The sequence below is a fragment of the Frankia sp. EI5c genome, assembly GCF_001636565.1.
GTDB lineage: Bacteria > Actinomycetota > Actinomycetes > Frankiales > Frankiaceae > Parafrankia.
The window spans coordinates 23,593-50,032 of record NZ_LRTK01000030.1 but is presented as its reverse complement, the minus strand read 5'-3'; the positions used below and the strand labels follow the sequence as shown (position 1 = coordinate 50,032).

At 75.9% G+C, this 26,440-nt stretch carries 4 protein-coding genes and 1 pseudogene; all 5 read right to left on the bottom strand.

Translation table 11 applies throughout. From position 1 onward, the window contains the following. Position 1: 1 nt before the first annotated feature. The coding region (locus UG55_RS15810) for a non-ribosomal peptide synthetase (RefSeq protein ID WP_242424611.1) at positions 2–18,671 on the bottom strand (18,670 nt) is incomplete at its 3' end. 394 nt (positions 18,672–19,065) lie between these two features. Next, on the bottom strand, positions 19,066–20,862 hold the full coding sequence (locus UG55_RS15805; protein WP_083986853.1) for a (2,3-dihydroxybenzoyl)adenylate synthase: 1,797 nt from the start codon (positions 20,860–20,862) through the stop codon (positions 19,066–19,068). Then, a complete protein-coding gene (locus UG55_RS15800) occupies positions 20,859–26,180 on the bottom strand; it encodes a salicylate synthase (protein WP_128423017.1) in 5,322 nt (1,773 codons plus the stop codon). Before UG55_RS15800 ends, UG55_RS15805 begins: the two co-directional genes overlap by 4 nt. Next, positions 26,180–26,314, bottom strand: a pseudogene (locus UG55_RS37730) (MbtH family protein); the annotation flags it as partial. The pseudogene UG55_RS37730 and the gene UG55_RS15800, both read right to left, overlap by 1 nt. A 1-nt stretch (position 26,315) precedes the next feature. Beyond that, positions 26,316–26,437 (bottom strand): MbtH family protein (locus UG55_RS37725; RefSeq protein ID WP_242424610.1); only part of this gene is annotated, 122 nt, incomplete at its 3' end. Between the last annotated feature and the right edge of the window lie 3 nt (positions 26,438–26,440).

Here is a 26,440-nt window from a genome sequence, read left to right as displayed (position 1 = left end):
NAACCGCGGGCCAGACCGCGGCCGCCCACATACAGCTCGCCGACAACCCCGACGCCGACCGGGCGCAGCGCCCCGTCCAGCACATAGGCGCGGGTGTTGGGATCGGGCACGCCGATGGGAACCGCGCCGGTCCAGTCCGGGTCCGCCCGCCACAGCGTCGAGTTCACCGTCGCCTCGGTGAGGCCATAGGCGGCGACCACCCGCAGGTGGCGCGACCAGCGCCGCACCGTCTCGATCGGCACGGTCTCGGTGCCCACGACCAGCACCGCGCCCGCCGGCAGCTCGCAGTCGTCCGGCAGGGCGGCCACCAGGGCCGGCGGGAGGATCATGTGGGTGGCGCCGTGCCGGGCGAGGTACTCGGTGAGCTCCGGCCCGGCGACCCGGCGGTGCGCGGGCACCATGATCACCCGACCGCCCACGCACAGGGCCATGCACAGGTCGAAGACCGTCACGTCGAACCCGACCGAGGCGAACTGCGCCACCCGCGACGTCGCGCCGACTCCCAGCCGGTCGATCGCGGTCGCCACCAGGCTCCCGATGCCCTCGTGGGTCGCGATGACGCCCTTGGGACGCCCCGTCGAACCCGAGGTGTAGATCACGTAGGCCGCCGCGTCGAGCCCGGCGGGGCCGGTCGCCGGCCGGGCCGGGTCGCTGGTGGCGAGCTCGGCCATCGTCTCGGGGTCGTCGAGCAGCACCAGCTCGGGATGCTGCCCGTCCGGGCCGAGCCCGCCGAGGGCGATCAGCTCCTCGGCGTGGCCCCGGGAGGAGACCAGCAGCCGGGCACCGGCATCGTTGATCATGAAAGCAACCCGGTCGGACGGATGATCCAGGTCGAGCGGCAGGTAGGCCGCACCCGTCTTCAGCACGCCCAGCAACGCCACCACCAGGTCGGCCGAGCGCGGCACGGCCACGGCCACCACCGACTCCGGCCCGGCGCCGCGGGCGGTCAGCAGCCGGGCGAGCCGGTTTGCCGCCGCGTCCAGCTCGGCGTAGGTCAGTTCGAGGTCCTCGCAGACCACGGCCACCGCGTCGGGTGCCCGGTCGACGCAGACCTCGAACGCCGCCGGCCAGGTGAGCTCGGTGACCTCGCGGCCGGTCCGGTTGAACCCGGCGACCACCAGGTCGTGCTCGGTGGAGTCGAGAACGGGCAGCTGGGCCACCGGCGTGGTCGGCGCGGCGATGACGGCCTCGGCCAGCAGCCGCAGCCGGCGCCCGAAGACCTCGACCGTGCTCCGGTCGAACAGGTCGGCGCTGTAGGCGAGCCCGACAACCAGCTCGGTGCCGGCGGTATCAGTGCCGGCGGTATCAGTGCCGGCGGTATCAGTGCCGGCGGTACCGGTGCCGGCGGTACCGGGCGCCGCCGGGCGTTCCAGGAAGTCGAAGGAGAGGTCGAACTTGGCGGTGGCGGCGTGCACCGGCTCGGGACGGGCGACCACCCCGGGCAGGTCGAGGCCGTCGGCCGTGTCGGCGGCGGGCAGGTGCACGACCATCACCTGGAACAGCGGGTGCCGGGCCAGCGACCGCGGCGGGTTCACCACCTCGACCACCCGGTCGAAGGGCAGGTCCTGGTGGTCGAACGCGGCGAGATCCGCGGTGCGGACCCGTCCCAGCAGCTCGGCGAAGCTCACCGGGCCAGACAGGTCCGTCCGCAGTACCAGCGTGTTCAGGAAGAAGCCCACCAGTTCGTCGAGCCGCTCGTCGCCGCGGCCGGCCACCGGGCTGCCGATCGGGATGTCGTCCCCGGCGCCGAGGCGGTGCAGCAGGGTGGCGACCAGCGCCTGCAGCGCCATGAAGAGGCTGACGTCGTGGGAGCGGGCCAGGGCGCGCAGCTGTTCGAGCAGCTCCGCCTCCCAGGTCAGCTCGACGACGCCGCCGCGGTGCGAGGGCTCCGCCGGGCGGGGCCGGTCGGTGGGCACCGCCAGCTCGGCCGGCAGGCCCGCGAGCTCACGCCGCCAGAACTCGCGCTGGGCGGCGACGAGGCTCGCCGGGTCGGTGTCGTCACCGAGCAGCGCCCGCTGCCAGAGCGTGTAGTCGACGTACTGGACCGGCAGCTCCGCCCAGTCGGGGGCGGCACCGCGCAGCCGCGCGCGGTAGGCCGTCGACAGGTCGCGGGCCAGCGCCCGGTCGGATCCCTCGTCGGCGGCGATGTGGTGGAAGAGGAACTGCACCACATGCGCCAGCGGCCCGAGCCGCACGACCGTGACCCGCACCGGCAGGCTGTTCTCAAGATCGAAAACGCCCGCCGCGGCAGTCTCCAGGCAACGGGCGAGCTCGCCCGCGCCGGCCCCCTCCGCGCCGCCGCCGGCCGCCTCCGCGCCGGCGAGGTCGATCACCTCGACGTCCACCCGCGCCTCGGCGGGGTCGAGGACCCGCTGGTGCGGCACGCCGTCCGGGGCCGGGAACACCGTGCGCAGCGCCTCGTGGCGGGCGACGACGTCGTCGACGGCGGCCCGCAGCGCGCCGATGTCGAGCGGGCCGTCCAGGCGCCAGGTGACCGGGATGTTGTAGGTCGGGCTGGGCCCCTCGACCTGCCCGAGCACCCACAGCCGGGCCTGGGCGGGCGACAGCGGCGGACGCGCCGGCCGCGCGGCGGGCGCGAGTGCCGGGCGCGCCGTCACCGTGGCGCCCTCCAGCCGGCGCGCGAGACCCGCGACCGTCGGCGCGTCGAAGATCTCCCGGGGGGAGATCTCCACCCCGAACGCGGCGCGGATGCGGCTGCGCAGCCGCATCGCCAGCAGTGAGTGCCCGCCGAGGGCGAAGAAGTCGTCGTCCGCGCCGACGGCGGGTGTGCCGAGGACCGCCGCGAACTGCTCGGCCAACAGCTCCTCGCGGGCACCGCGCGGACGCCGGCCCACCGGCCCGCCCTGGTCCGCCGGCGCGGGCAGCGCCGCCCGGTCCAGCTTGCCGCTCACGGTGCGCGGAAGTTCGGGGACGGCGACGAACGCCGCCGGCACAAGGTGGGAGGGCAGCACCCGGGCGAGCTCGGCCCGCACCGCGGCAAGATCGACCCGCGCGGCCTCCTCGGCGCGCGCGGCGACGACATAAGCGACCAGGCGCGGGTCTCCCGGGGTGTCCTCCCGGACGATCACCGCGGCCGCGCCCACGCCGGGCAGCGCCGACAGCGCGGCCTCGACCTCCCCCGGCTCGATCCGGAAGCCACGCACCTTCACCTGGTCATCCGCCCGGCCGAGGAAGGCCAGCGTGCCGTCGGCACGGCGCGACACCCGGTCGCCGGTGCGGTACATCCGGCCGCCCGCGGGACCGAACGGGTCGGCGACGAACCGCCCGGCCGTCAGCCCAGGCCGGCCCAGGTAGCCGCGGGCCAGGCCCGCGCCGGCCAGGTACAGCTCACCGGGGACACCGTCGGGGACGGGCCCGAGGCCGGCGTCGAGCACGTAGGCCCACGTGTTGGCCACCGGCCCGGCCTCGCCGCCGCCGTGCCAGCCGTAGGCGTCGACGCTGTACTCGGTCGGCCCGTAGAGGTCGTGCGCGCTGACCCCGGGCAGGGAACGCAGGCGCTCCCACAGCGCGGGTGCCGTCGCCTCCCCGCCGACGAGGATCACCCCCGGCAGCCGGTCACCGTCGAGGAAGCCGTGGTGGACGAGTTCGCGCAGGTAGGTCGGGGTGACGTCGAGGACGTCGATGCCGGCCCGGGCCACGTAGCCGGCGAGGGCCGCCGGGTCACGCATCGTCGACTCGTCGACGACGTGCAGGGTGTGCCCGGCCAGCAGCCACAACAGCGGTTCCCACGAGCCGTCGAAGCTGAAGGACGCGGCGTGGACGGCCCGCCACGGCGCCTCGCCGCCGCGGGCGGCGACCGCCGGACCGATCAGTTCGGCCTCGTGCGAGGTGAACAGGTTCGCCAGCCCACGGTGGGTGCCGACGACGGCCTTCGGCCGTCCCGTGGTGCCGGACGTGTAGATCACGTAGGCCGCGTTGTCCGGCAGCAGGCGAAGCCGGGCCGGCTCCGGCTCGGTGGCCGAGCCCGGGCCGGCCGTGGCCGGGGCCGGGGGGTCCGCCGACAGCTCCGCCGCGACGGCCGGCGCGTCCAGCAAGATCACCTCGACCCCCGGCCCGGTGGCCGGCAGCCGGCCGGCGAACTCCGCGGTGGTGAGCAGGAGCCGCGGCTGGGCGTCGGTGAGCAGGAAGGACAACCGCTCGGCCGGATGTTCGATGTCGAGCGGCAGGTAGGCCGCGCCGGCCGTCATGACGCCGAGCAGCGCGGGCACCATCGCGGCCCGCGGCAGCGCGAGCGCGACGATGTCCTCGCTGCCCGCGCCGTGCCGCGCGACCAGCCCGGCGAGGGCTCCGACCCGCGCCGACAGCTCGGCGAAGGTCAGCTCCTCGCCCCCGGTGACCAGGGCCGGGCCGTGCGGGGCGGCGGCAGCCGCCGCGGCGAACAGCTCCGCCGCGGTGGGCCGAGCGGGTTCCCGGCGGGGGCCGGCCAGGCCGCCGCCGCCACCGCCGAGGGCGGCTCCGTCGGCTCCGGCTCCGGCTCCGGCTCCGTCGACATCGGCAGCGGCGGCGGCGCCGAGCAGGTCGAGCCGGCCGACGGGCCGGTCCGGGTCCCGGGCGAGCGCGCCGAGGAGCGCGACCAGCCGGTCGGCGAGGCCGCCGGCGGTGGCCGGATCCCAGACGTCCCGGGCGTACTCGACCAGCAGGGTGATCCGGTCGCTCGCGGCCCGGTCGACGAACGTGACGTCCAGGTCGAACTTGACCGTGCCGGCCTCGGTGACCAGCCAGGTCGTAGGCAGGCCGAAGAGCGTGTGCTCGTCCTCGGCGAGGTGGTGGTAGCCGGTCATCACCTGGAACAGCGGGTTGCGGCCGGCCGAGCGGCGCGGGTTGGCCGCCGCGACCACCTGCTCGAAGGGAATGTCGGCGTGGTCGAACGCGGCCAGGTCCGTCTCCCTCGTCCGGGCCAGCAGCTCGGCGAACGACGGATCGCCGCTGAGGTCGGAGCGCAGGACCAGCGTGTTGACGAAGAAGCCCACGAGACGGTCCAGCGCGGTATCCGTGCGGCCCGCGATCGGCACCCCCAGCGGGATGTCGTCACCCGCGCCGAAGCGGTGCAGCAGCGTGGCGGTCGCCGCGTGCGCGAGCATCGACATGCTGGCCCCGGTGCGCGCGCACAGGGCGCGCAGCGCCGTCACGGTCGCCGCCGGCAGCTCGCGTGCCTCCCGCCCGCCGGCACCGTCGCGGACGGCGGGACGCGGCCGGTCCAGCGGCAGCGCGATCTCCTCGGGCATCCCGCGCAACGCCTGCCGCCAGTAGGCGAGCTGGCGGCCGGCCAGCGAGGCCGGGTCGGCCGGGTCGCCCAGCAGCTCGCGCTGCCAGAGGGTGTAGTCGGCGTACTGGACGGGCAGCGGCTCCCACTCGGGGGCCCGCCCGGCCCGGCGCGCCGCGTAGGCGGTGTCCAGGTCCTCCAGGAAGGGCCGGTCGGACCACTCGTCGGTCGCGATGTGGTGCAGCACGACCGCGAGCACCGACTCCGCCGCGCCGGTGCGGAACACCGCCAGCCGCAGCGGCGGGTCCGCCCGCAGATCGAACGGTTCGGCGACGAACTCCTCGACGAGCCGGTCGAGCTCGGCGGCCCGCCCGGTCAGGTCGACCTCCCGCAGGGGTGGGCGGGCGTCGGCGGGGGCGAGGATCCGCTGGTAGCCCTCGCCGTCGTGCTCGGCGACGACCGTGCGCAGGATCTCGTGCCGAGCCGCGACGTCGGCGGCGGCCAGCCGCAGCGCGGCCACGTCCACCTGGCCGTGCAGGCGGATGACCAGCGGGTAGTTGTAGGCGTCGGTGCCGTCCGCGAAGCGGTCGACCAGCCACAGCCGGCGCTGCGCCGACGAGAGCGGGACGCGCTCCGGCCGGGTGGCGGGAACCAGCGGCGGCCGGGCCGGGCCGCTCCCCGTCCCGGAACCGGAACCGCGGCCGGCCTCGGTGGCCGCGCCCGCCGCCGTGATGCGCTCGGCGAGCGCGGCCACCGTCGGCGCCTCGAACAGGTCGCGGATGGCCAGGTCGGTGCCGAGGGTCGCCCGTGCCCGGCTGACCAGCCGGGTGGCCAGCAGCGAGTGGCCGCCGAGGGCGAAGAAGTCGTCCTCCACGCCCACCTCGGGAAGACCCAGCACCTCCGCGTACAGGGCGCACAGCGCCACCTCCGCGGGCGACGACGCCGGCCGGGAGGCGACCAGCGACACCGTCGGCTCGGCCGGGGGCAGGCTGGCCACGTCGAGCTTGCCGTTCGCCGTTCGCGGGATCTCCCGCAGCGTGACGTAGGCGGCGGGAACCATGTAGTCCGGCAGCACGGCCGTGAGGTCGGCGCGCAGCACCGCGGCGAGCGCCGCGTCACCGCGGGCCGCAGTCGGGTCGTTCGCGAGTGGCGCGGCCGGGTCCGGCAGGTAGCCGTCGACGCGCGGGCCGGCGGGAGCCCCCTCAGCTCGGACGAAGACCGCGTCGAGCAGGCCCGGGGCCTCGGCCGACAACGTCAGGTGCTGCTCGTAGCCGAGCCGGTCGGCCAGCGCGAACAGATCCTCGGGGTCGATCGCCCCGGCAGCACCGCTAGCGCCGCTAGCACCGCTAGCACCGGTGGTGTCGGTGGTGTCGGCGCCGTCGAGGCGGGCGGCGAGCGCGAGCTCCGCGGCGACCCGGGCGTCGGGGATACCGGCCACCCGCAGGGTCGCCGGCCGCTGCCCGCGCAGGTGCTCCCCGAGGCCGTCCAGGTCGCTGATCTGCAGGCCCCAGACCAGCGTGGGCGCGCCGGCGAGGCTCACCGCCGCCCTGCCGGAGCCGGTGGGGTCGGCGGTGTCGGCGGTGTCGGCGGGGTCGGCGGTGTCGGCGGTGTCGGCGGGACGGGTCAGCACGACGTCGAAGCGGTGGCGGGTCAGCTCGTTGTGGAAAGTGCCGCGCTTGACCCGGAGCGACACCCCCACCCCGGCGGCCTCCGCGAGCTCGGTGAAGAACTCGGGGGCGAGCACCAGCTCCTTGTCCAGCCGGACCCGGCGGTCGACGGCCGGGGCGAGCCTGCTGAGGTCACCGCCACGGTCCGCGGCGCCGGCCCGGCCGACTTCGATCGCCGTGTGGAAGGCCCGGAGACGAGCCAGGTTGCGCACATCCCCGACGAACAGCGAACCGCCGGGTACCAGCAGATCCAGGGCCGCGCGCAGCACCGAGCGCAGGTAGTCCGGGCTCGGGAAGTACTGGATCACCGAGTTGATCACGATCACGTCGAAGAAGCCGGTGGGCAGGCCGTCCGTCACGTGCGCCGGCTGGCAGCGCAGCTCGACACCGGACAGTCGCGCCGGGTCGGCGGCGGCCTCGGCGCGGAGCTTGTCGATGACCGGGGCGGCGAAGTCCGTGCCCCAGTAGCTCTCGCAGTCGGGCGCCAGCTGGCCGAGCAGCAGGCCCGTCCCGACACCGATCTCCAGGACGCGGCGCGGGGCGAGGGCGCGGATCCGGTCGACCGTCGCCGCCCGCCACTCGCGCATGTGCTCCAGCGGAATGGGCTGCCCGTCGTAGCTGGAGTCCCAGCCGGCGAAGTCCTCCGCGTGCACCGCGGTCGGGATCTGGACGTACTCGTCGCTGTAGACCTGCTGCCACTCGCCGACCTGGTCGGCCTCGACCGCGGCCCGGTCGGCGGCGGTCAGCTCGGCGGGCACGAGGTAGGCGACCAGCCGGCGGGTGCCCGGCACGGCGGCGTCGTCGGTGGCGATGACCGCGGACTGGCTGACCCGGGGGTGCCGGTCGAGCGCCGCGGTGATCTCCCCGAGTTCCACCCGGTAGCCGCGGATCTTGACCTGCTCGTCGGTGCGGCCCAGGAAGTCCAGGTTGCCGTCGGCGCCGCGCACGACCAGGTCGCCGGTGCGGTACATCCGGCCGCCGGGCGTGTGCGGGTCGGCGACGAACCGGGCGGCGGTCAGCGCGAACCGGTCGAGGTAGCCGCGGGCCAGCCCGTCACCGGCGATGTAGAGCTCACCGGGGACGCCGTCCGGCACCGGGCGCAGCCAGCGGTCCAGGATGTAGCCGCGGGTGTTGCGGATGGGCCGCCCGACCGTCGGCGTGGCGCTGTCCGCGGTGCCGCCCCCGAGGGTGTTGATCGTGTACTCGGTGGGGCCGTACAGGTTGTAGCCGGCTGTGTCCTCGGTGTCGCGCAGCCGGCTCCACACCGCCTCCGAGACCGCCTCGCCGCCGAGCATGACCAGCGCCGGCCGGTGCCCCCCACCGCCACCGGTGCGGGCATCGGCGGTGGCCCGCGCGTCCTCGGCGCGGTCGAGCAGGCCCAGTTCGATCAGGTGATGGGCGTAGGTCGGCGTCACGTTGATGACGTCGATCCGGTGGGTGTCGCAGTAGGCGACCAGGGCCTCGGCGTCCCGGCGCAGGTTCTCGTCGCAGACGTGGACCTCGTGGCCCTCGACGAGCCAGAGCAGTTCCTCCCAGGACATGTCGAACGCGAACGAGACGGTGTGCGCGATGCGCATCCGCCGCCCGCCGGCCGCCGCCACCGCCGGCGCGAAGATCTCCGCCTGGTGGTTGAGCTGCATGTTCGTCAGGCCCCGGTACGGCGTCACGACACCCTTGGGACGTCCCGTCGAACCCGAGGTGTAGATGACGTAGGCGGGGTGGTCGAGGCGGTCGGCGCGGCCGCGGGCGAACGCACCCAGTTCCGCGTCGGACAACGCGCCCCCGTCGGCGGCGGCGAGCTCCGCGGCCGTCGCCGGGTCGTCCAGCAGCAGCCGAACCGCGCCGGCGGCGCCGGCCGGCCCCGTGGCCGGGTCGGCGGTGGCGCCGTCCAGGTAGGCGGCGGTGGCGGTGGTCGCCACCAGCAGCGCGGCGCCGGCGTCGGCGACCATGCCGAGCAGGCGGGCCGGCGGGTGGTCCAGTTCCAGCGGCAGGTAGGCGGCGCCGGTGCGCAGCACGGCGAACAGCGCCACCACCATGTTCACGGAGCGGCCGAGGCCGAGGGCCACCACCGTCTCCGGGCCGGCGCCGTGGGCGAGCAGCAGCCTGGCCATCTGGTTCACCCGCGCGTCGAGCTCGGCGTAGGTGACCCGCTCGTCGCCGAGGACCAGCGCGGTCAGGTCGGGGGTGCGTGCCGCCGGGGCGGCCAGCAGGTCGGCGATGCTCTCCGTCCCGACGGGGAGGAAGGGGCGGGACCAGTCGGCGGCGAGCGCGGCCCGTTCCGCCGGCAGCAGCACCTCGACCGAACCGACCGGGGCGCAGACATCCCGGACGAGCTCGTCGAGCAGGTTGAGGAACCGGTCGAACAGCGCCTGGGCGCGGGCGGCGCCCACCACGTCCGGCCGGTACTCCAGCCGCACGGTGATGCGCGCGCCGGGGAACAGCACGAACGTCAGCGGGTAGTGCGTGTGGTCGATGCTGGTGCCGCCGGTGATGCCGAACCGGTCGCTGCTCTGGTCGGTCGCGACCTCGTCGATGAAGTTCTGCAACACGTACAGGGTGTCGAACAGCAGCGTGGCGCCGGCCGCCCGCTGGATGTCGCCCAGGCCCAGGTACTCGTGGTCCATCAGCTCGACCCGCTGCTCCTGGACGCGGCGCAGCAGGTCCAGGACGGGTTCCCGCGGATCCATCCGCACCCGCACCGGCACGGTGTTGAGGAACAGGCCGACGACCTCGTCGATGCCGTCGACGTCGGTCGGCCGGCCGGCGACGGTGGTGCCGAACACGATGTCGTCGGAGTTCACCGCGCTGCCGAGGACCAGCGCCAGCGCCGCGTTGAACACGGTGTTCACCGTGATGCCGTGCCGGCGGGACAGCTCCCGCACGGCGTGCGCGGTCGCCTCCGGGACCTCCGCGGTGATCCGTCCCGGCTCGATGGGCGGCAGCCCGCGGGCCTCGGGCACGACCAGCGTCGGGCCTTCCAGGCCGGCCAGCGCCGACCGCCACGCGTCGCGGGCGGCGTCGGTGTCCCGGCCCCGCAGCCACACCAGGAAGTCGCGGTAGGAGGCCGCCGGGGCAGCCAGGCCGTCGTCGTGGCCGCCCCGCTCGTACAGGCCGAGAAGCTGGTCGATGACCAGCGCGCCGGACCAGCCGTCCCACACGAGTACCTGGCGGTTGAACACCAGCCGGTCGTGGTCGGGCCCGAGGCGCAGCAGGGTCAGCCGCCACAGCGGCGGGCGGGTGAGGTCGAACGGCCGGGAGCGGTCCCGCTCGGCGATCTGCTCGGCGCGGGCCAGCCGCTCCTGCTCAGGCAGGCCGGTGAGATCGACCTCCGACAGCGGCGCGGGCACCTCGGTGACGACGAACTGCACCGGGTTGGGCAGCCCGTCTCCGAGGAAGCCGGCGCGCAGCGTCGGGTTGCGGCGCAGGAACGTCTCGCAGGCGCGGCGCAGCCGGTCGGCGTCGAAGCGGTGGCCGAAGTCGAGGGCGAACTGGGCGGTGTAGGCGTCGCTGGTGCGGTCGAACGCCGAGTGGAAGAACAGTCCCTCCTGCAGCGGCGACAGCGGCCAGATCTCCTCGACGGGGCCGGGGCTGGCCGCCTCGACCCGCGCCCGGTCCCGCGGCGCGAGCTCGACGAGGTCGCCGGCCGCCGGCACCGACGGTCCGAGGGCGGCCAGGCTGGCGAGCGCGTCACGCCAGGCGTCGCCCAGCGCCGCCACGGCCGCGTGGTCGAGCAGCGTCGTCAGGTGGGTGAAGGTCGCCCGCAGGACGGGCCCGGCGGGGGTCTGCACGCAGACGGCGTCCACGGTCAGCGGGTAGGCGACGCCCAGGTCCGGGTCGGGGTCGGCGGCCAGCGCGTCGAACTCGGGCGCCGGTGCCCAGGCGTCCGCCGCGTCGGCGCCGAACCGTCCCAGGTAGTTGAAGAGGATTTCCGGGCGGTCCAGCCCGGCCAGCACCGGCGCGGCGGCCGCGTTGGCGTAGCGCAGCATCCCGAAGCCGGCGCCGCCGTCGGGGACGGCGCGCAGCCGGGCCGCGACGGCGGCGAGCGTGGCCGCCGCCCCATCCACCGCGGAGGCGGTGCCGGCGGTCGGCGTTCCGGCGGGCAGGCGGACGGGTGCGATCGAGGTGAACCAGCCGACGGTGCGCGCCAGGTCGACCTCGGGGGCGATCGGCTCGCGGCCATGGCGTTCCAGATCGACGAGCAGGTCGGCCGGCACGTCCCGGCCCTGGGTCTGCCGCCAGGTGGAGACCGCGATCCGCAGCGCGGCCAGCAGCACCTCGGTGACGTCCACCCCGGCGGCGGCCGGCAGCGTGGTCAGCAGCGGCGTGGTGAGCCGCGCGGGAATCTCCACGACCTGCCGGCTGGTCTGTGCGACGGTGCCGGCGGTGCCGGTCGCGGCCGGCTGGTCCAGCAGGCGGGCGCCGGGGGCGAGGGTCTCGGTCCAGTGGGCGAGCTCGGCGAGGCGCGCCGGGTCCTGGGCCCGCTCGGCGACGATCCGCGCGAAACCGCGCAGGGACGTCCCCACCGGGTCCAGCCGCGGTTCCTCGCCGGCCAGTGCCGCCTCGGCGGCGGTCCGCAGGTCGGCGAGCAGGATCCGCCACGACACCCCGTCGACGACGAGGTGGTGACCGACCAGCAGCAGCCGGCCCGGGCGCTCCCGACCGGCGTCGAGCCAGGTCACGCGCAGCACCGAGCCGGCCTCGGGGTCGAGCGCCCCGGCGGCCGCATCCGACTCGGCGGCGACGGCGGCGCGCAGCCCGGCCTCGTCGAGCCCGGCGACGTCCACCCGGCGCAGCAGGTCGTCGACCCGCACCGAGCCGGCGGACCGGGTCTCCATCAGCCACAGTGCCGGCGTCGGCCGCAGCAGCCTGGCCCGCAGCGCGTCGTGCTGGTCGAGCACGGCCCGCAGGCTTACCCGCAGGACGTCCTCGGTGATCTCGGCGGGGACGGACACCAGCAGCGCCTGGTTGTACCGGCGAACCGAGCCGCCCCAGCCGGCGAGGCGGGCGACGATCGGCAGCGGGGTGAACACGCCGATCGCCTCGGCATCGGCGGCGGCGCCGGCTCCGGTGGGGCCGGCGGGCGCGGCGGGGGTCCCGGGCCCGGCCGGCACGGCGGGAGCGCCGGGCGCGGCGTGGGGTTCGGCGCTGGCGGGAGTGGCGGCGCTGGCGGGAGTGGCGGGGGTGGCCAGCGAGCCGGCGGACTCGGCGAGGGCGGCCGGGGTGCGGTGGGTGAAGACGTCCCGCGGCGAGAAGCCGATCAGCTCGCGGCGGGCCCGGTTGACCAGCTGGATCGCGCTGATGCTGTCGCCGCCGAGGCTGAAGAAGTCGTCCTGGGCGCCCACCTGTTCCAGGCCGAGCACGCCGGCGAAGATGTCGCACAGCTTCTGCTCGCGCTCCGTGCGCGCCCGGGTGCCGGTGGACGCGCTCGACAGGTCGGGAGCGGGCAGCGCGGCACGGTCCAGCTTGCCGTTGCCGGTGAGGGGGAACGCGGCCACCTCCACGACCGCGACCGGAACCATGAAGTCGGGCAGGGTCGCGGCGGCGTGCTGGCGCAGCTCCTCGGAACTGACCTGGGCACCCGGGGCCGGCACCACGTAGCCGACGAGGCGGGGCTGGCCCGGCTGGTCCTCGCGGGCCACCACCACGGCCTGTTCCACCGCCGGGTGCGTCGCGATCGCCGCCTGGATCTCGCCGAGCTCGATCCGGAACCCGCGGATCTTGACCTGGTCGTCGGCGCGGCCCAGGTACTCGAAGCCACCGGCCTCGCCGTCGGCGGTGCGCCGGGCCAGGTCCCCGGTGCGGTACATCCGGCTGCCCGCGGGGCCGGACGGGTCCGCGACGAAGCGGGTGGCGGTCAGCCCGGGGCGCCCGAGGTAGCCGCGGGCGAGCTGGCCGCCGCTGACGTAGAGCTCGCCGACGCCGCCGACCGGCACCGGCCGCAGGTGGTGGTCCAGGACCCGGGCCCGCAGGCCCGGGATCGGCTCGCCGACCAGGCTGGCCCGCGCCGCCGCGACGATCCGCTCGTCCAGCCGCAGGTAGGTGACGTGAACGGTCGTCTCGGTGATCCCGTACATGTTGACGAGCACGGGGGCGTCGTCACGGTGCCGGGCGTACCAGCCGGGCAGCCGGGTGAAGTCGAGCGCCTCGCCCCCGAACACGACGTAACGCAGCGCCAGCTCCGCGGGGGCGTCCTCGGTCGCGCCCGCGGCGAGGGCTTCGTGTCGGGCCCGGTCGGCCTCGATGAGCTGGCTGAACGCGGACGGGGTCTGGCTGAGCACCGTCACCGCCTCGCGCCGCAGCAGCCGCTCGAACAGCTCCGGGGAACGCGAGACGTCATGGTCGACGACGACGAGCCGGCCGCCGTAGAGCAGCGGGCCCCACAGCTCCCAGACGGAGAAGTCGAACGACGCCGAGTGGAACATCGTCCACACGTCGGTCTCGTCGAAACCGAACCACGGCTGGACGTTCGCGAACAGCCTGGTCACGGTCTGATGCGGGACGGGGACGCCCTTCGGGCGCCCCGTCGACCCCGACGTGTAGATCACGTAGGCGGCGTTGCCGGGACGTGCCCGCCGCCCCGGCGGCAGCGGCGCGGCGTCCTGCTCGGCGAGCGCGGCGACCACCGGCTGGGCGTCCAGCGTGATCACCGGGACGCGGGTGCGGGCGGGGATGGCCGTCAGCGCCTCGGCGGTCGTCACCAGGCAGACCGGGGCCGCATCGGCGATCATGTAGGCCAGCCGGTCGGCCGGGTAGGCGGTGTCCAGCGGCAGGTAGGCGGCGCCCGCCTTCTGCACCGCGAGCAGCGCGACGACCAGGTCGGCCGACCTCGGCACCGCGACGGCGACGATCGACTCCACCCCGACCCCGCGGGCGGCCAGCAACCGGGCCAGCCGGTTCGCCGCGGCATCCAGCTCGGCATAGGTCAGCTGGACGTCACCCCAGGTCACGGCGACGTTGCCGGGTACCCGGGCGGCCTGGGCCTCGAACAGCTCGGGCAGCGTCACCGCCTCGGCGTCGAACCACCCGGCGCTCCCACCGACGGGCCCCGGGCCGCCGACCACACCGGCCGCCGAAGCGGCCACCGCGCCGTCCGCGGCACCGGCCACACCGTCCGCGGCACCGACCGAACCGAGGGTGCCGACGGTCCGGCGCGGCTCCGCCACCGCGGCGGTGAGCAGGGCGAGGAGCTGGTCGGCGAGCCCTTCGACGGTCGTCGGCGGCAGGCGGTCCGGCCGGTAGCTGAGGGTGACGCGCAGGCGCTCACCCGGGATCACCCGGATCGTCAGCGGGTAGTGCGTGGCGTCGTAGCCGGTCAGACTGGCCAGGGTCAGCCCGCTGCCCGTCCCGAGCAGCCCGGCCTGGTCGAACGGGTAGGACTCCAGCACCAGCAGCGTGTCGAACAGCTCGGGCAGGCCCGCCGCCGCGTGGATGTCGGCGAGGCCCAGATGGTGGTGCTCGAACGTCGACGCCTGCTCGACGCGGACGCGGTCGAGCAGGTCGGCGAAGGTCTCCGCCGGGTCGACGGTGACCCGCACCGGCACCGTCGCGAGCAGCAGGCCGACCATCTCCGCGGCGCCGGGCAGCTCCGCCGGGCGCCCGGCGACGGACGTCCCGAAGATCACATCGCCGCGGCCGACGGCCCGGCCGAGCACGATCGCCCACGCGGCGCGCAGCACCGTGTTGAGGGTCGAGCCGTGGGCGCGGACGAGCTCCCCGAGCCGCGCCGTCAGGTCGGCGTCGACGTGCCGCTCCAGGGTCGCCGTCACCTCGGCGCCGGCCGCCGCCTCGGGCGGCGTGGCCCGCGGGCCGGTCGGGCCGTGGCTGGCGGCGAGCAGGGTCGGCTCGGTGACGCCGTCGAGGATCTCGGCCCACGCCCGCCGGGACGCCGCCCTGTCCCGGCCGGCGAGCCAGCGCAGGTAGCCCAGGTAGGACGGGGCGGCCGGCAGCGCCGCCGCGGCGACGTCCAGCCGACCGGCGCCGTCGGCGGCCGCGGTGTAGAGGGCGAACAGCTCGCGCAGCAGCAGCGGCACCGACCAGCCGTCCAGGACGATGTGGTGCGGGCTCACCGCCAGCCGCCAGTCCCGCGGGCCGGTGCGCACCAGCAGGAACCGCACCAGCGGCGGGGCGGTGAGGTCGAACGGGGTCTGGCGGTCACCGCGCCCGAGCCGCTCGGCCTCCGCGAGGGCCTCGGCCCGCGGCCAGCCGGCCAGGTCGGCCTCAATCCACGCCTGGTCGAACGCGGCCTCGCCGACGCCCGCCGGCACGACCTGCACGGGAGTGTCCCCGTCGTAGACGAACGCCGAGCGCAGGTTGGGGTACCGGTCGAACAGCGCCCGGGCGGCGGACCGCAGCCGGGCCGGCTCCAGCTCACCGTGGACGTCCACGACGAACTGCAGGATGTAGGCGTCCGCCGAGGCGTCGTCGAGCAGCGCGTGGAAGAGCAGCCCGGACTGCAGGGGGGACAGCGGCCAGACGTCGGCGAGGTCCGGGTAGCGCCCGCGCCACCGCTCGACGTCGGCGGGGCTGGCCCCGGCGAGCGTGATCCCGTCCGGGGGCTCGGTGCCGGCGCCGGCTGCCGCCCCGCCGGCTGCCGAGTCCGCGGGGGCGGCGGGGGCGGCGGGGGCGGCGGCGAGGGTGGCCGCCGCGGCGAGGCCGGCGGGAGTGGGGTGGGCGAAGACGTCCCGCAGGGTGCAGGCGAGCCCGCGGGCCTGTGCCCCGGCCACCAGCTGGAACGCCAGAATGCTGTCGCCACCGAGGTGGAAGAACGCGTCGTCGGCGCCGACCCGCCCCACGCCGAGGACGGCGGCGAACAGTTCGCAGAACACTTCCTCGGCCGCGGTGGCCGGGGCCCGGGTCCCCGCCTCGGCGGCGAAGTCGGGGCGCGGCAGCGCCCGCCGGTCGAGCTTTCCGTTCGGGGTCGTCGGCAGCGCCGGGAGCAGCACGAACGCGGCCGGGACCAGGTACTCCGGCAGCGCGGCGGCGACATGCGCGCGCAGCTCCGCGTGATCCGGCCCGGCCGTGCCCCCCGCGTCACCCGCGTCACCGGCCGGGACGAGGTAGGCGACGAGGTGGCGACCGGCCGGGCCGTCGTCGCGGACGATCACCGCGGCCCGCCCCACCCGCGGGTGCGCGGACAGCACCGCCTCGATCTCGCCCGGCTCGATCCGGAAACCGCGCAGCTTGACCTGGTCGTCGACCCGCCCGACGACGTCCAGGTCGCCGTCGGGCGTCCAGCGGGCCAGGTCGCCGGTGCGGTAGATCCGCCCGCCGGCGCCGAACGGGTCGGCGACGAAGCGGGATGCGGTGAGCCCGGGGCGGCCCAGGTACCCGTCGGCGACGCCGACGCCCCCGATGTAGAGCTCGCCGAGCATGCCGGGGCCGACCGGAGCGAGCCCGGCGTCGAGCAGGTAGACCTGCGTGGAGCGGATCGGGCGCCCCACGGTCGGCCGGCCGGCTCCCGCCGCCGGCACCGGGCCGGTCGTCGACCAGACGGTCGTCTCGGTCGGGCCGTACATGTTCACGACCTCGTCGGCGCGGGCGGTGAGCGCGTCGGCGAGCCCGGGGGGCAGGCCCTCCCCGCCGCTGAGCAGCCGCACGCCGGGGAAGCGGGCGCCGTCGCCGGCCGCCGCGATGATCGACTGCCACATCGACGGTGTCGCCTGGGCGAGCGTGAGGGTTCCGCCGGCGAGCAGTGCGGCGAGGCCGGCGGGGTCGCGGGCCTCGTCCTGGCTGGCGAGGTGGACAGTGGCGCCCGCGGTCAGCGGCGCGAGCAGTTCCAGCACGGCGATGTCGAACGACAGGGTGGTCAGCGCGAGCACGCGGTCCGCCGGCCCCAGCTGGAACTGGTCGACCATGCAGTCCAGGAAGTTCGTCAGCGCGCGGTGTGGCACCACGACGCCCTTCGGGCGTCCCGTCGACCCCGAGGTGTAGATGACGTACGCCGGTGCCCTGAGCGAGGACGGGGCGGCCGGGGCCGCGGCGGCCGGTTCGGCTGGTTCGGCTGGTTCGGCCGGCGGCGAGTCGGGGGATCCGTCGACGAGGAGGACCCTGATCCCGGCGGGGGTGGGCAGCTCGGCGGCGAGCGCGCGGGTGGTCACCAGCAGCGCCGGGGCGGCGTCGTCGAGGACGAAGCGGATCCGGTCGGCCGGGTAGCCGGGGTCCACCGGCAGGTGCGCGGCACCGGCGCGGGCGACCCCCACCAGGGCCACGAGCAGGTCGAGGGTGCGCGGCAGCGCCAGGGCAACGAGAGTGCCCGGCCCGGCGCCGCACCCGCGCAGCCGGCCCGCGAACAGCTCGGCGCGGTCGGCCAGCTCGCCGTAGGTGAGCGAGGCGTCGGTGGTGACGACGGCGGGGCGCCGGGGGTTCGCGCCGGCCTGCCGGGCGAACAGCTCCACCCAGGTCTCCGCCGGACTCGGCGCCACCGTGTCGTTCCACTCGGTGATAATCCGGTGGCGTTCGGTGGACGTCAGCAGGTCGACCGCGGCGATCGGACGCTCCGGGTGCCGCAGCGCCTGCTCGAGGAACGCCTCCAGGTGGCGTGGCAGCGTCCCCGCCGTCGCCGCGGACACCTCCGCCGCCAGGAACGTGGCCTCCAGGTCGAGCTGGTCGTCGCCGATCTCGGCCATGACCCCCAGCGGGAACTGGGCGCTGCCGTTGTGCAGCGGGCGCCGGGAACCACGCAGGTCGCGGGCCGCGAGGTGCTCCGCGGCCGGGGTGCGCACCGCGAACATCGTGGTGAAGACGCTCCAGACACCGTCCGAGCGGTCCGGGTTGACGGCGCGGACGACGTCTTCGAGGTCGACGTGCCGGTGGGCGAACGCGCCCCGGCAGGCCTGCCGGGTCCGCGCCACCAGGTCCGCGAAGGTGTCACCGGGCCGCACGCCGACGCGCACGGCGACGGTGTTCCCGAAGTAGCCGATGAGGCGGTCCGCGCCCGGGGCGTCCCGGTTGACGACCGGGGAGCCGATGACGAGGTCGGTGGCACCGGTGTGCCGGTGCAGCACCCCGGCGAACGCGGCGAGCAGCACCATGAACGGGGTGGCGCCGTGGTCGGCCGCGAAGGCCCGCACCCGCGCGGCGGTCCCGTCCGCCGCCCGGTGGACGACCTGCCCGGCCCGATCCATGCCAGCGCCGTCAGCGCCGCCGGTGAACCGCAGCGGTTCGGGCAGGCCGCCGAGGGCGTCCCGCCAGTACGCCAGGGCCTCGGCATCGCCTGTCGCCGCGCCCGCGCCCGCGTCGGTTCCGGCCATCGCGCCCGCGCCCGCGGCGGCGGGCACGGCCAGGTCCAGGTACTGCGGTGTCCGGGCGTCCACCGGCGCCGCGGCGGCACCGGAACGCAGCCGGTCGTAGTCGGCGAACAGCTCCCGGAAGAAGATCTCCCAGGAGGTGTCGTCCCACGCCACGTGGTGCGCGACGACGACGAGAACGTGCCGTTCGGGCGCGGTGCGGATCAGCGTGACCCGCAGCGGGGAGGTCGCGGTGAGGTCGAAGACGTGGCGTCCGGCGCGCTGCGCGATCTCCTCGACGAGCGCCTCGCGGCGCGGCTCCGGCTCGGCCTGGACATCGTGGCTGGACCAGCCCGGTTCCAGCTCGGCGTGCACCACCTGCTCGGGCTGGCCGCCGGGCGCCGTGCGGTAGGTGGTCCGCAGGATCTCGTGGCGGCCGGCGAGCGCGCGCAGGGCGTCCCGGAGCGCGGGGGCGTCCACCGGCCCGGTGAGGTCGAAGGCCGCGGCGACGTTGTAGGCGGTGCTCGTGGGGTCGAGCTGCTGGAGGAACCACATCCGCAGCTGCCCGGGGCTCAGCGGATGACCCACGCCGGGCAGCCTGGGGCGCCGCGGGCCGGCCACCGCGAGGCTCTCGGCCGGCCCCCCGGCCACGGCGAGGCTCTCGGCCGCCAGGCGGCGGCGGAGCAGCTCGCGCTTGCGCTCCTGCGGGTCGGGGCTGGCCACGTGTCGTACCTCCGGAAATGCGTCGCGGCCAGGCCGCGGGCCTCGCCCCCGCCCCCGTTCGCGCGCTCCCGCCTGGGGCGAGGCGGCCGCGGGTGACGGCCGACCTCCACCAGCGGAAACGTGCGGACCTGCGGGCACGCGGGACGGGCGGAATCGATGCGATCTCAGGCAAACGGGCCGGTGACCGCGGGACAGGGCGGTTCCGGACTGGGTGAGCGGGGCAGGCTCACTCCTCCAGGCGGCGGCGCAGCTCCCTCTTGTCGATCTTGCCGACAGCCGTGTACGGGAAGTCGGCGACGACCGCCAGGCGATCGGGAAGCATGAAATGGGCCAGGCCGCGGTCACGCAGGTAGTTCTTGAGCTCCTTGAGCCGTGGCGCGGCCCCGCCCGCGACGGGCACGACGGCCGCGCACACCTTCTCCCCCACATCGGGGTCGGGCAGGCCGACGACGGCGGCCCGGGCGATCGCCGGGTGGGTCAGCAGGTGCTCCTCGAGCTCACCGGCCGACACGTTCTCCCCACCCCGGTTGATCACATCCTTGACCCGCCCCTCGACGACCAGGTGGCCGGTCGGGAGCCGGCGGACGAGATCCCCGGTGCGGAAGAAGCCGTCGTCGCTGAAGACGGTGCTGTTGTGCTCGGCGGCCCGGTAGTACCCGCGGATGGTGTACGGGCCGCGGGTCCACAGCTCACCCACCTGGCCGGCCACAACCGGGTGCCCGGACCCGTCGAGGACCCGCAGCTCGTCGGCCTCGGCCAGCGGCCGGCCCTGGGTGGTGAAGACGATCTCGTCGGGGTCGTCGAGGCGGGTGAAGTTCAGCAGCCCCTCGGCCATCCCGAAAACCTGCTGGACGCGGGCCCCGAGCGCCGGCGTGATCCGCCGGGCCAGGCCCTCGTCGAGCTTGGCCCCGCCGACCTGGAGCAGGCGCAGGCTGGTCGTGTCCGGCCCCTCCCACCCGGCGGCCTCGACCCACAGCCCGGCCAGCGGCGGCACGGCGGCGGTCACGGTGACCCGCTCGCGGCCGATCAGGTCGAAGACGGCGTCCGGGCTGGACGCCGCCGCCAGCACGACCGTGCCGCCCACCCCGAACGTGCCGAGGATCCCCGGGCACGCGAGCGGGAAGTTGTGCGCGGCCGGCAGCGCGGCCAGGTACACGTCGTCGGCGGTCAGCCCGCACACCTCGGCACTGGCCCGGGCGTTGTAGGCGTAGTCGCGGTGGGTGCGCGGGATCAGCTTCGGCTTGCCGGTCGTCCCCCCGGAGATGAGCAGGAGGGCGACGTCATCCGGCCCCCGCCCGGGGGGCGCGACGCCCGCGTTCCCGCCGCCGGCCGCCGCGGCCCGGCGGGCGGCGCGCCCGGCCGCGGCGAGCTCGCCGAGCCCGGTGAAGGCGGGGGCATCCGCGGGGGCCGCCGTCTCGGAGCCCGCCCCGGGGTCCCCGGCCACCAGCACGTGCCGCACCGACGGGACCGCGCCGGCCACCTCGCGGGCCAGCTCCCGGTAGTCGAAGCCCTCGTGCCGGTCGGCGATGACGTACCCGACGGCACCGGCCAGCCGGGCGAAGTGCTCGATCTCCACCCGCCGGTGGGCGGGCAGTGCCAGCACCCCGATCGCCCCGACGCGCATCAGCGCGAACAGGACGGTCACGAACTCGGCCCGGTTCGGCAGGTGCACGACCAGGTGGTCACCGGGGCCGACGCCGAGCGCCGACAGGCCGGCGCTGAGGTCGTCCACCGCCTCGTCGAGCGCCGCGTAGCTGATCCGCTCGGAGCCGGCGACCACCGCGGTGGCCGATCCGAACCGGTGGGCCCACTCCCGCAGCAGCCCGTCCAGGGTCTGCTCCCGCCAGTACCCCGTGTCCTGGTAGAGCTGGGCGAACTCGGCCGGCCACCGCACCCAGTCGGCCTCGGCGCCCCCCGGTTGAGAGGCCGGGGCCAGGGCCGGTGCCGGAGCCGGAGCCGGCGCGGGCGCGGGCGCGGGCGCGGGCGCGGGCGGGGTCGACGGCGTCGTCGACGGGGCGGTCATCGGGAGCCTCCTGTGTCGCCCGGATCGCCCAGCTCCAGGGCGACCTCGTCGTCCGTCATCGCCGCGATCTCCAGGGCGATCGTGGCTACCCGGTCGGACCGGCCGGGCACGGTGTCGGCGGCGCGGATGCGCTCGGCGAGCGTCGCCACGGTCGGGGCCGCGAACAGGGACCGCACGCTGACCGCCGTCGTGTCCAGCTCGTCGCGCAGCCGCCGCACCACCGCCGTGGCGAGGACGGAGTCGCCGCCGAGCGCGAAGAACTCGTCGGTGACGCCGAACTCCGCGACCCCCAGCACCTCCCGCCAGACGGCGTGCACGACCCGTTCCAGGTCGTCGCGCGGTGGGGCGTGCTCGCCGGAGCCGCCGACCGCCCGGCGCACGGCGGCGGTGACGGCCCGACGGTCGATCTTGCCGTTCGCGGTGAGCGGCATCGCGTCGAAGGTGACGATCAGGTCCGGCACCATGTGCGGCGGCAGCACCCCGCGCAGCCGCTCCCGCACGGCCGCCGGCGACGCGTCCACCACCGCACCACCGGCCCCGCCGGCACCACCACTCCCGCCGGCACCACCACTCCCGGCGGCCGGCACGATGCCGGCACCGAGGGCGGCGGGATGCCCGCCGGCGCCTTCGAGGAGCACCGCGACACCGGCCTGCACCTCGGGCAGGGTCGCCAGCGCCGCCTCGACCTCACCGAGCTCGACCCGGAAGCCCCGGATCTTGACCTGGTGGTCGCGCCGCCCGAGGAACTCAACCGAGCCGTCGGGCTGGTATCGCGCCAGGTCACCGGTGCGATACCAGCGCAGGCCGGCGTGTTCGACGAACCGGTCGGCGGTCCGTTCCGGATCGCCCAGGTAGCCCCGGGCGACACCGGCGCCGCCGATCCACAGCTCGCCGGCCACGTGGTCGGGGCAGTCGCGGCCCAGTGGGTCGACGACCCGCAGGCGCACGTTGCGCAACGGCGTCCCGTACGGCACGGAGCGCCACCAGTCGGGTACCGGCCGGGCGCCGTCGACCTCGCACACCGTCGAGTGGATCGCCGTCTCGGTGGTGCCGCCGAGCCCGAGGAAGCGGGCGCCGGGTACCGCGGCGACCAGCCGGGCCGGCAGGTCGACGTCCACCCGGTCACCGCCGAGCAGCACGGCCCGCAGCGAGCCGCCGAGCTCCACCCCGGTGGACAGCACCAGATCGAGCACGGTGGGTACGCAGTTCAGGATGGTCACCTGGTGGTCGCGCACCAGTTCCGCCCAGCGCCGCGCCTCCCGCCGGGACGTCTCGTCGAGCAGGACGACGGCGCCACCGACGGACAGCGGCGCGAACAGGTCGAACACCGACAGGTCGAAGTCGAGCGCCGAGACGGCGAGCGTCCGGTCACCCGGGCCGAGGCCGAGGCGGTCGATCAGGTCGTCGATGGTGTTCGCCGCGGCCAGGTGCCCGACCTCCACGCCCTTGGGCTGGCCGGTCGACCCGGAGGTGAACAGCACATAGGCCGGCCGGTCGAGCCCACCGAGCTCCGCGGGCGCCAGCACGTCGGGACCCGTGATCCGCTCGGCTGCGGTCTGGTCGGCTGCGGTCTGGTCGGCTGCGGTCTGGTCGGCTGCGGTCTGGTCGGCTGCGGTCTGGTCGGGTGCGAGCTGGTCGGGTGCGAGCTGGTCGGGTGCGAGCTGGTCGGGTGCGAGCTGGACGACCCCGGCGGGCAGGCCGTCCCGCGGGCCGTCGGTGATCAGAAGGGTGAACCCGGCGGCGGTCGCGATCCGCTCCACCCGGGCGGGTGGCTGCTCGACACCGACCGGCACATACGTCCCGCCGGCCGCCAGCACACCGAGGACGGCGACGACCTGGGCCGGCCCCTTCGGCAGGCTGATACCGACCAGGTCACCGCGGCGCACCCCGTGGCGGGCCAGCGCGGCCGCGAGGGCCAGCGCCCGGGTGCTCAGCTCGCCGTAGCTGAGCCCGGCCGGCCCGTCGCCGCCGTCCCACCGCAGGGCGGGGGCGTCGGGGTGCTGCCCGGCCCGCTCGAAGAACGCCTCGTGCAGCAGGCGCGTCGGGCGCGGCCCGGCAGTCTCGTTCACCGCCCGGCGGACGTCCCGCGCCGCCGCCGGCAACAGGGCGTCCACGGCGGAGTCCCAGGCGTCGGCGGTGTCGGCGAGGTCGCGCACGAGCCGCTCGAAGGCGGCGAACATCTCGTCCACCACCCCGGGTGGGAACTCGTTCTCCCGGACGTCCCAGTTGACCAGCAGGCCGCCGTCGAGCTCGGTGACCTGCGCGTCCAGCAGCACCTGCGGGCCCTGGGAGATGATCCAGACCGGGTCCCCGAAGTGCCGGCGCACGCTCGGGTCGAACAGCTCGCCTAGCCCGAGCGCGCTGGTGAACACCACCGGCGCCAGGACCTGCTCACCGTTGCGGCGGGTGAGGTCCCGCAGCACCTCGACGCCGGAGTACTCGGCGTGGGCCGCGTCGGCGTGCAGCCGGCCCTGGAGCTGGCGGACGCGGGCGGCGAACGGCAGCGACTCGGTCAGGTCGACCTCCAGCAGCACCGAGCTGGTGAAGTCGCCGACCACGTGGTTGATGTCCGGGTGCACCGGCTCGCGGTCGAACATCGGCACGTTGAGCACGAACCGCGACTCGGTGCTCCACCCGGCGAGGACCTCGGCGAACGCCGCGGCCACCGTCATCGCCGGGGTGACACCCCGGCTGTGGGCGGCCCGGCGCAGCGCGTCGCGGGCCGCCGGCGGGAGGAGGAAGTACCGGCGGGAGACCCGCGGGCCGGTGCTTTCGGTGCGCACCGACGGGCGGGGCAGGCCGGGAGCACCGGGCAGGCTGGGCAGGCGGCCCTGCCACCAGTCCGCCGCGGCCCGGGCGGCCGCCGCGCGGGCCGGGCCACGCGCGGCCCGGTACTCGCGGTAGCTGTAGCCCGGCGGCACCGCCGGCTCCGCCGGCCGCTCGTAGAAGTGCGCGAGGTCGGCCAGCAGGACCCGGTAGCTGACCGCGTCGGCGGCCACCATGTCGACGTCGAGATGCAGTCGGGCGCGGCCGCCCGGCAGCAGGCTCAGCGCGGTCGCGAAGACCTCGCCGGCCTCGATGTCGAGCATCTGGTGCGACATCCGCTCGCGGATCTCGCCGAGCCTGGCCCGGACCGCGGCCTCTTCCAGGTCGCGCAGGTCGTGCACGGTGAGGCCGCGCCAGCCGGACGTCTCCTCGATGATCTGCGCGCCGTTGTCGGTGACCCGCATGCGGAGCATGTCGTGGCGCGCGATGAGCTTCTCGATCGCGGCGCGCAACCGCTCGGGGTCGACGCCGGCGCCGTCGAACTCGGTGAACAGGTGCGCGGCGACCTCGCCCAGCGGCTGCCCGCCGTCCCGGCCGACCCAGTAGGCGTGCTGCATGAGCGCGAGCGGGAACTCGTCCCGCGCCTCGGCCGCGTCGTCCACCAGCGCGGCGGTCGAGCTCGCGGCCCCCGCTGCCGGCAGCGCCGCCGCGGACGTCCCGTCCGCCACGGCCTGCTCGGGCACGGCCTGCTCGGGCACGGCCTGCTCGGGTAGTGCGGGAACGACCGGGTCCGGGCCTGCCGGGGCCGCGGGCTCGCCCGCCGCCCCACCCGCCTCGGCCGACGGCGCGGTTCCCGCCGTCGGCGCGGGCCCGGATGGTTCCACGGGCGCCCGGGTGGAAAGGATCTTGAACCAGCCGTCGACGGTGGGGTTCTCCGCGAGCTCCCCGAAGGAGACCGGAACCCCGTCCCGGCGCCACCGGCCGACGAGCTTCATCAGCGCGATGGATTCCAGCCCCAGCTCGAAGAGGTTCTCCTCGTCGCCGATGTCCGCCGGCTCCTCGTCCAGCAGCTCGGCCACCACCGCGCGGACGCCCGCGAGGCTCGACCAGAACGGCGGGACGCCCGCGGGCGCGGGGCCGGCAGCGGGTGCGGGTGCGGGAGCGGGAGCGGCCACCAGGAAACGGCTGACGCTGCGCAGCTTCTCCCGGGTCTCCTCAGCCTCCCGCTCGGGGTCGGACTGCGCCACGATCCCGGCACCGGCGCGCAGCCACGTCCGGCCCTCCCGCTGGAAGACGCTGCGCAGGACGAGCGCGGCGTCCAGGGAGCCGTCCGCGTCGACGGTGAGCACGGCGCCGCTGTAAAGGCCGCGGGGGCTCGCCTCGTAGCCGGAGATCGCCGCGCAGGCGTCGGCCTTGGGCACGCCGGAGGCGGTGATGGAGGGGAAGACCGTCGCGAACGCGTCCCAGGCGTCGCGGCCGGCGGCGAGGCGTCCCGCGACGCGGGAGGCGAGGTGCTGGACGCTGCCGCGCGCGAGCACCGTCATGAACTCGTCGACCGTCACCGAACCGGGCCGGCAGAACCGGCGCAGCTCGTCCTGGGCGGCCTGGACGGAGACGGCGTGCTCGTAGATCTCCTTGGGGTCGGCGCGCAGCTCCGCCCGCAGCCGCTCGTCGAGGACGGGCTCGCCGGTCAGTGCCCGGGTGCCGGCCAGCGGCTGGGTCGAGACCAGGCCGTCGGCGCTCACCTCGACCACGGTCTCGGGACTGAATCCGGTGGCGCGCAGGTAGCCGGTGTCGAGCAGGTACGACCGGGCCGGGGTGTTGCCCGCCCGACCCGCCTCGTAGGTGGCGACCAGGTCTACGTCCCCGTCGACCGGCACGGCCCGGGAGAGGATCACCTTGCGCAGGCGCCCCGCGCGGATGTCGGCGACGGCGGTCGCGACCGTCCGCTGGTAGTCGTCGACTCCGTACTCGAGATCGACGGTGAGCAGCCGGTCGGCGGCGGCCGGCGGCCGCACCGCCGTCAACGCCCCCGCCAGGCTGTCCAGCTCGACCCGCTCAGCCTCGGCCCGCTCAGCCTCGACCCGCTCAGCCTCGGCCCGCTCGGCCAGCTCCGGCCGGCCGGAGGCCGCCAGTGACCGCAGAACGGCGACACCGTCGGTCAGCCGCACCTCCCGCCGCGGGATGATCAGATGCAGCAGCGGATCGGGGCCGGCTGGCACCTCGAGACCGGCCAGCAGATGGCTGAGCTCGAACGCCGCCCAGCCGTAGGCCCGCCAGTCCGCGCCGCCGAGGCCGGCGAGGAGGTCGGCCACCCGGTGCAGCGGATCCGGGCCGGTCGGCTCGGCCTGCCACGGCCCGGAGCCGACGCGGTGCCGCAGCTCGCTGGCCCGCAGTTCGATCTCGGCGAGCACTCCCGCGCCGAAGGACCACTCGCCGGCTCGTTCGTAGACCACGAACGGCCCGGCGGCGCTACGGGCAAGATGTGCCGCGGCGGCCGCCGGGGGTTGGGCGAGGGGGACCGTCCTTCGGTACGAAGTCGACGGCGCCATCACCGCTTGGCGGGAGTGTCAGAGCCGGCGACACCCGCGGGCGCGTGGGCGGCCATCTGGGCGACGAGGCTGCGCGGGCGCAGATCCGTCCAGTTGGCCTCCACGTAGTCGAGGCAGGACTGGCGGCTCTCCTCNCCGTGCACGACGGTCCAGCCGGCCGGGACGGCGGCGAAGCTCGGCCACAGCGAGTGCTGTCCCTCGTCGTTCACCAGCACGAAGAAGCTTCCGCTCTCGTCGTCGAAGGGATTCGTCGACATGCT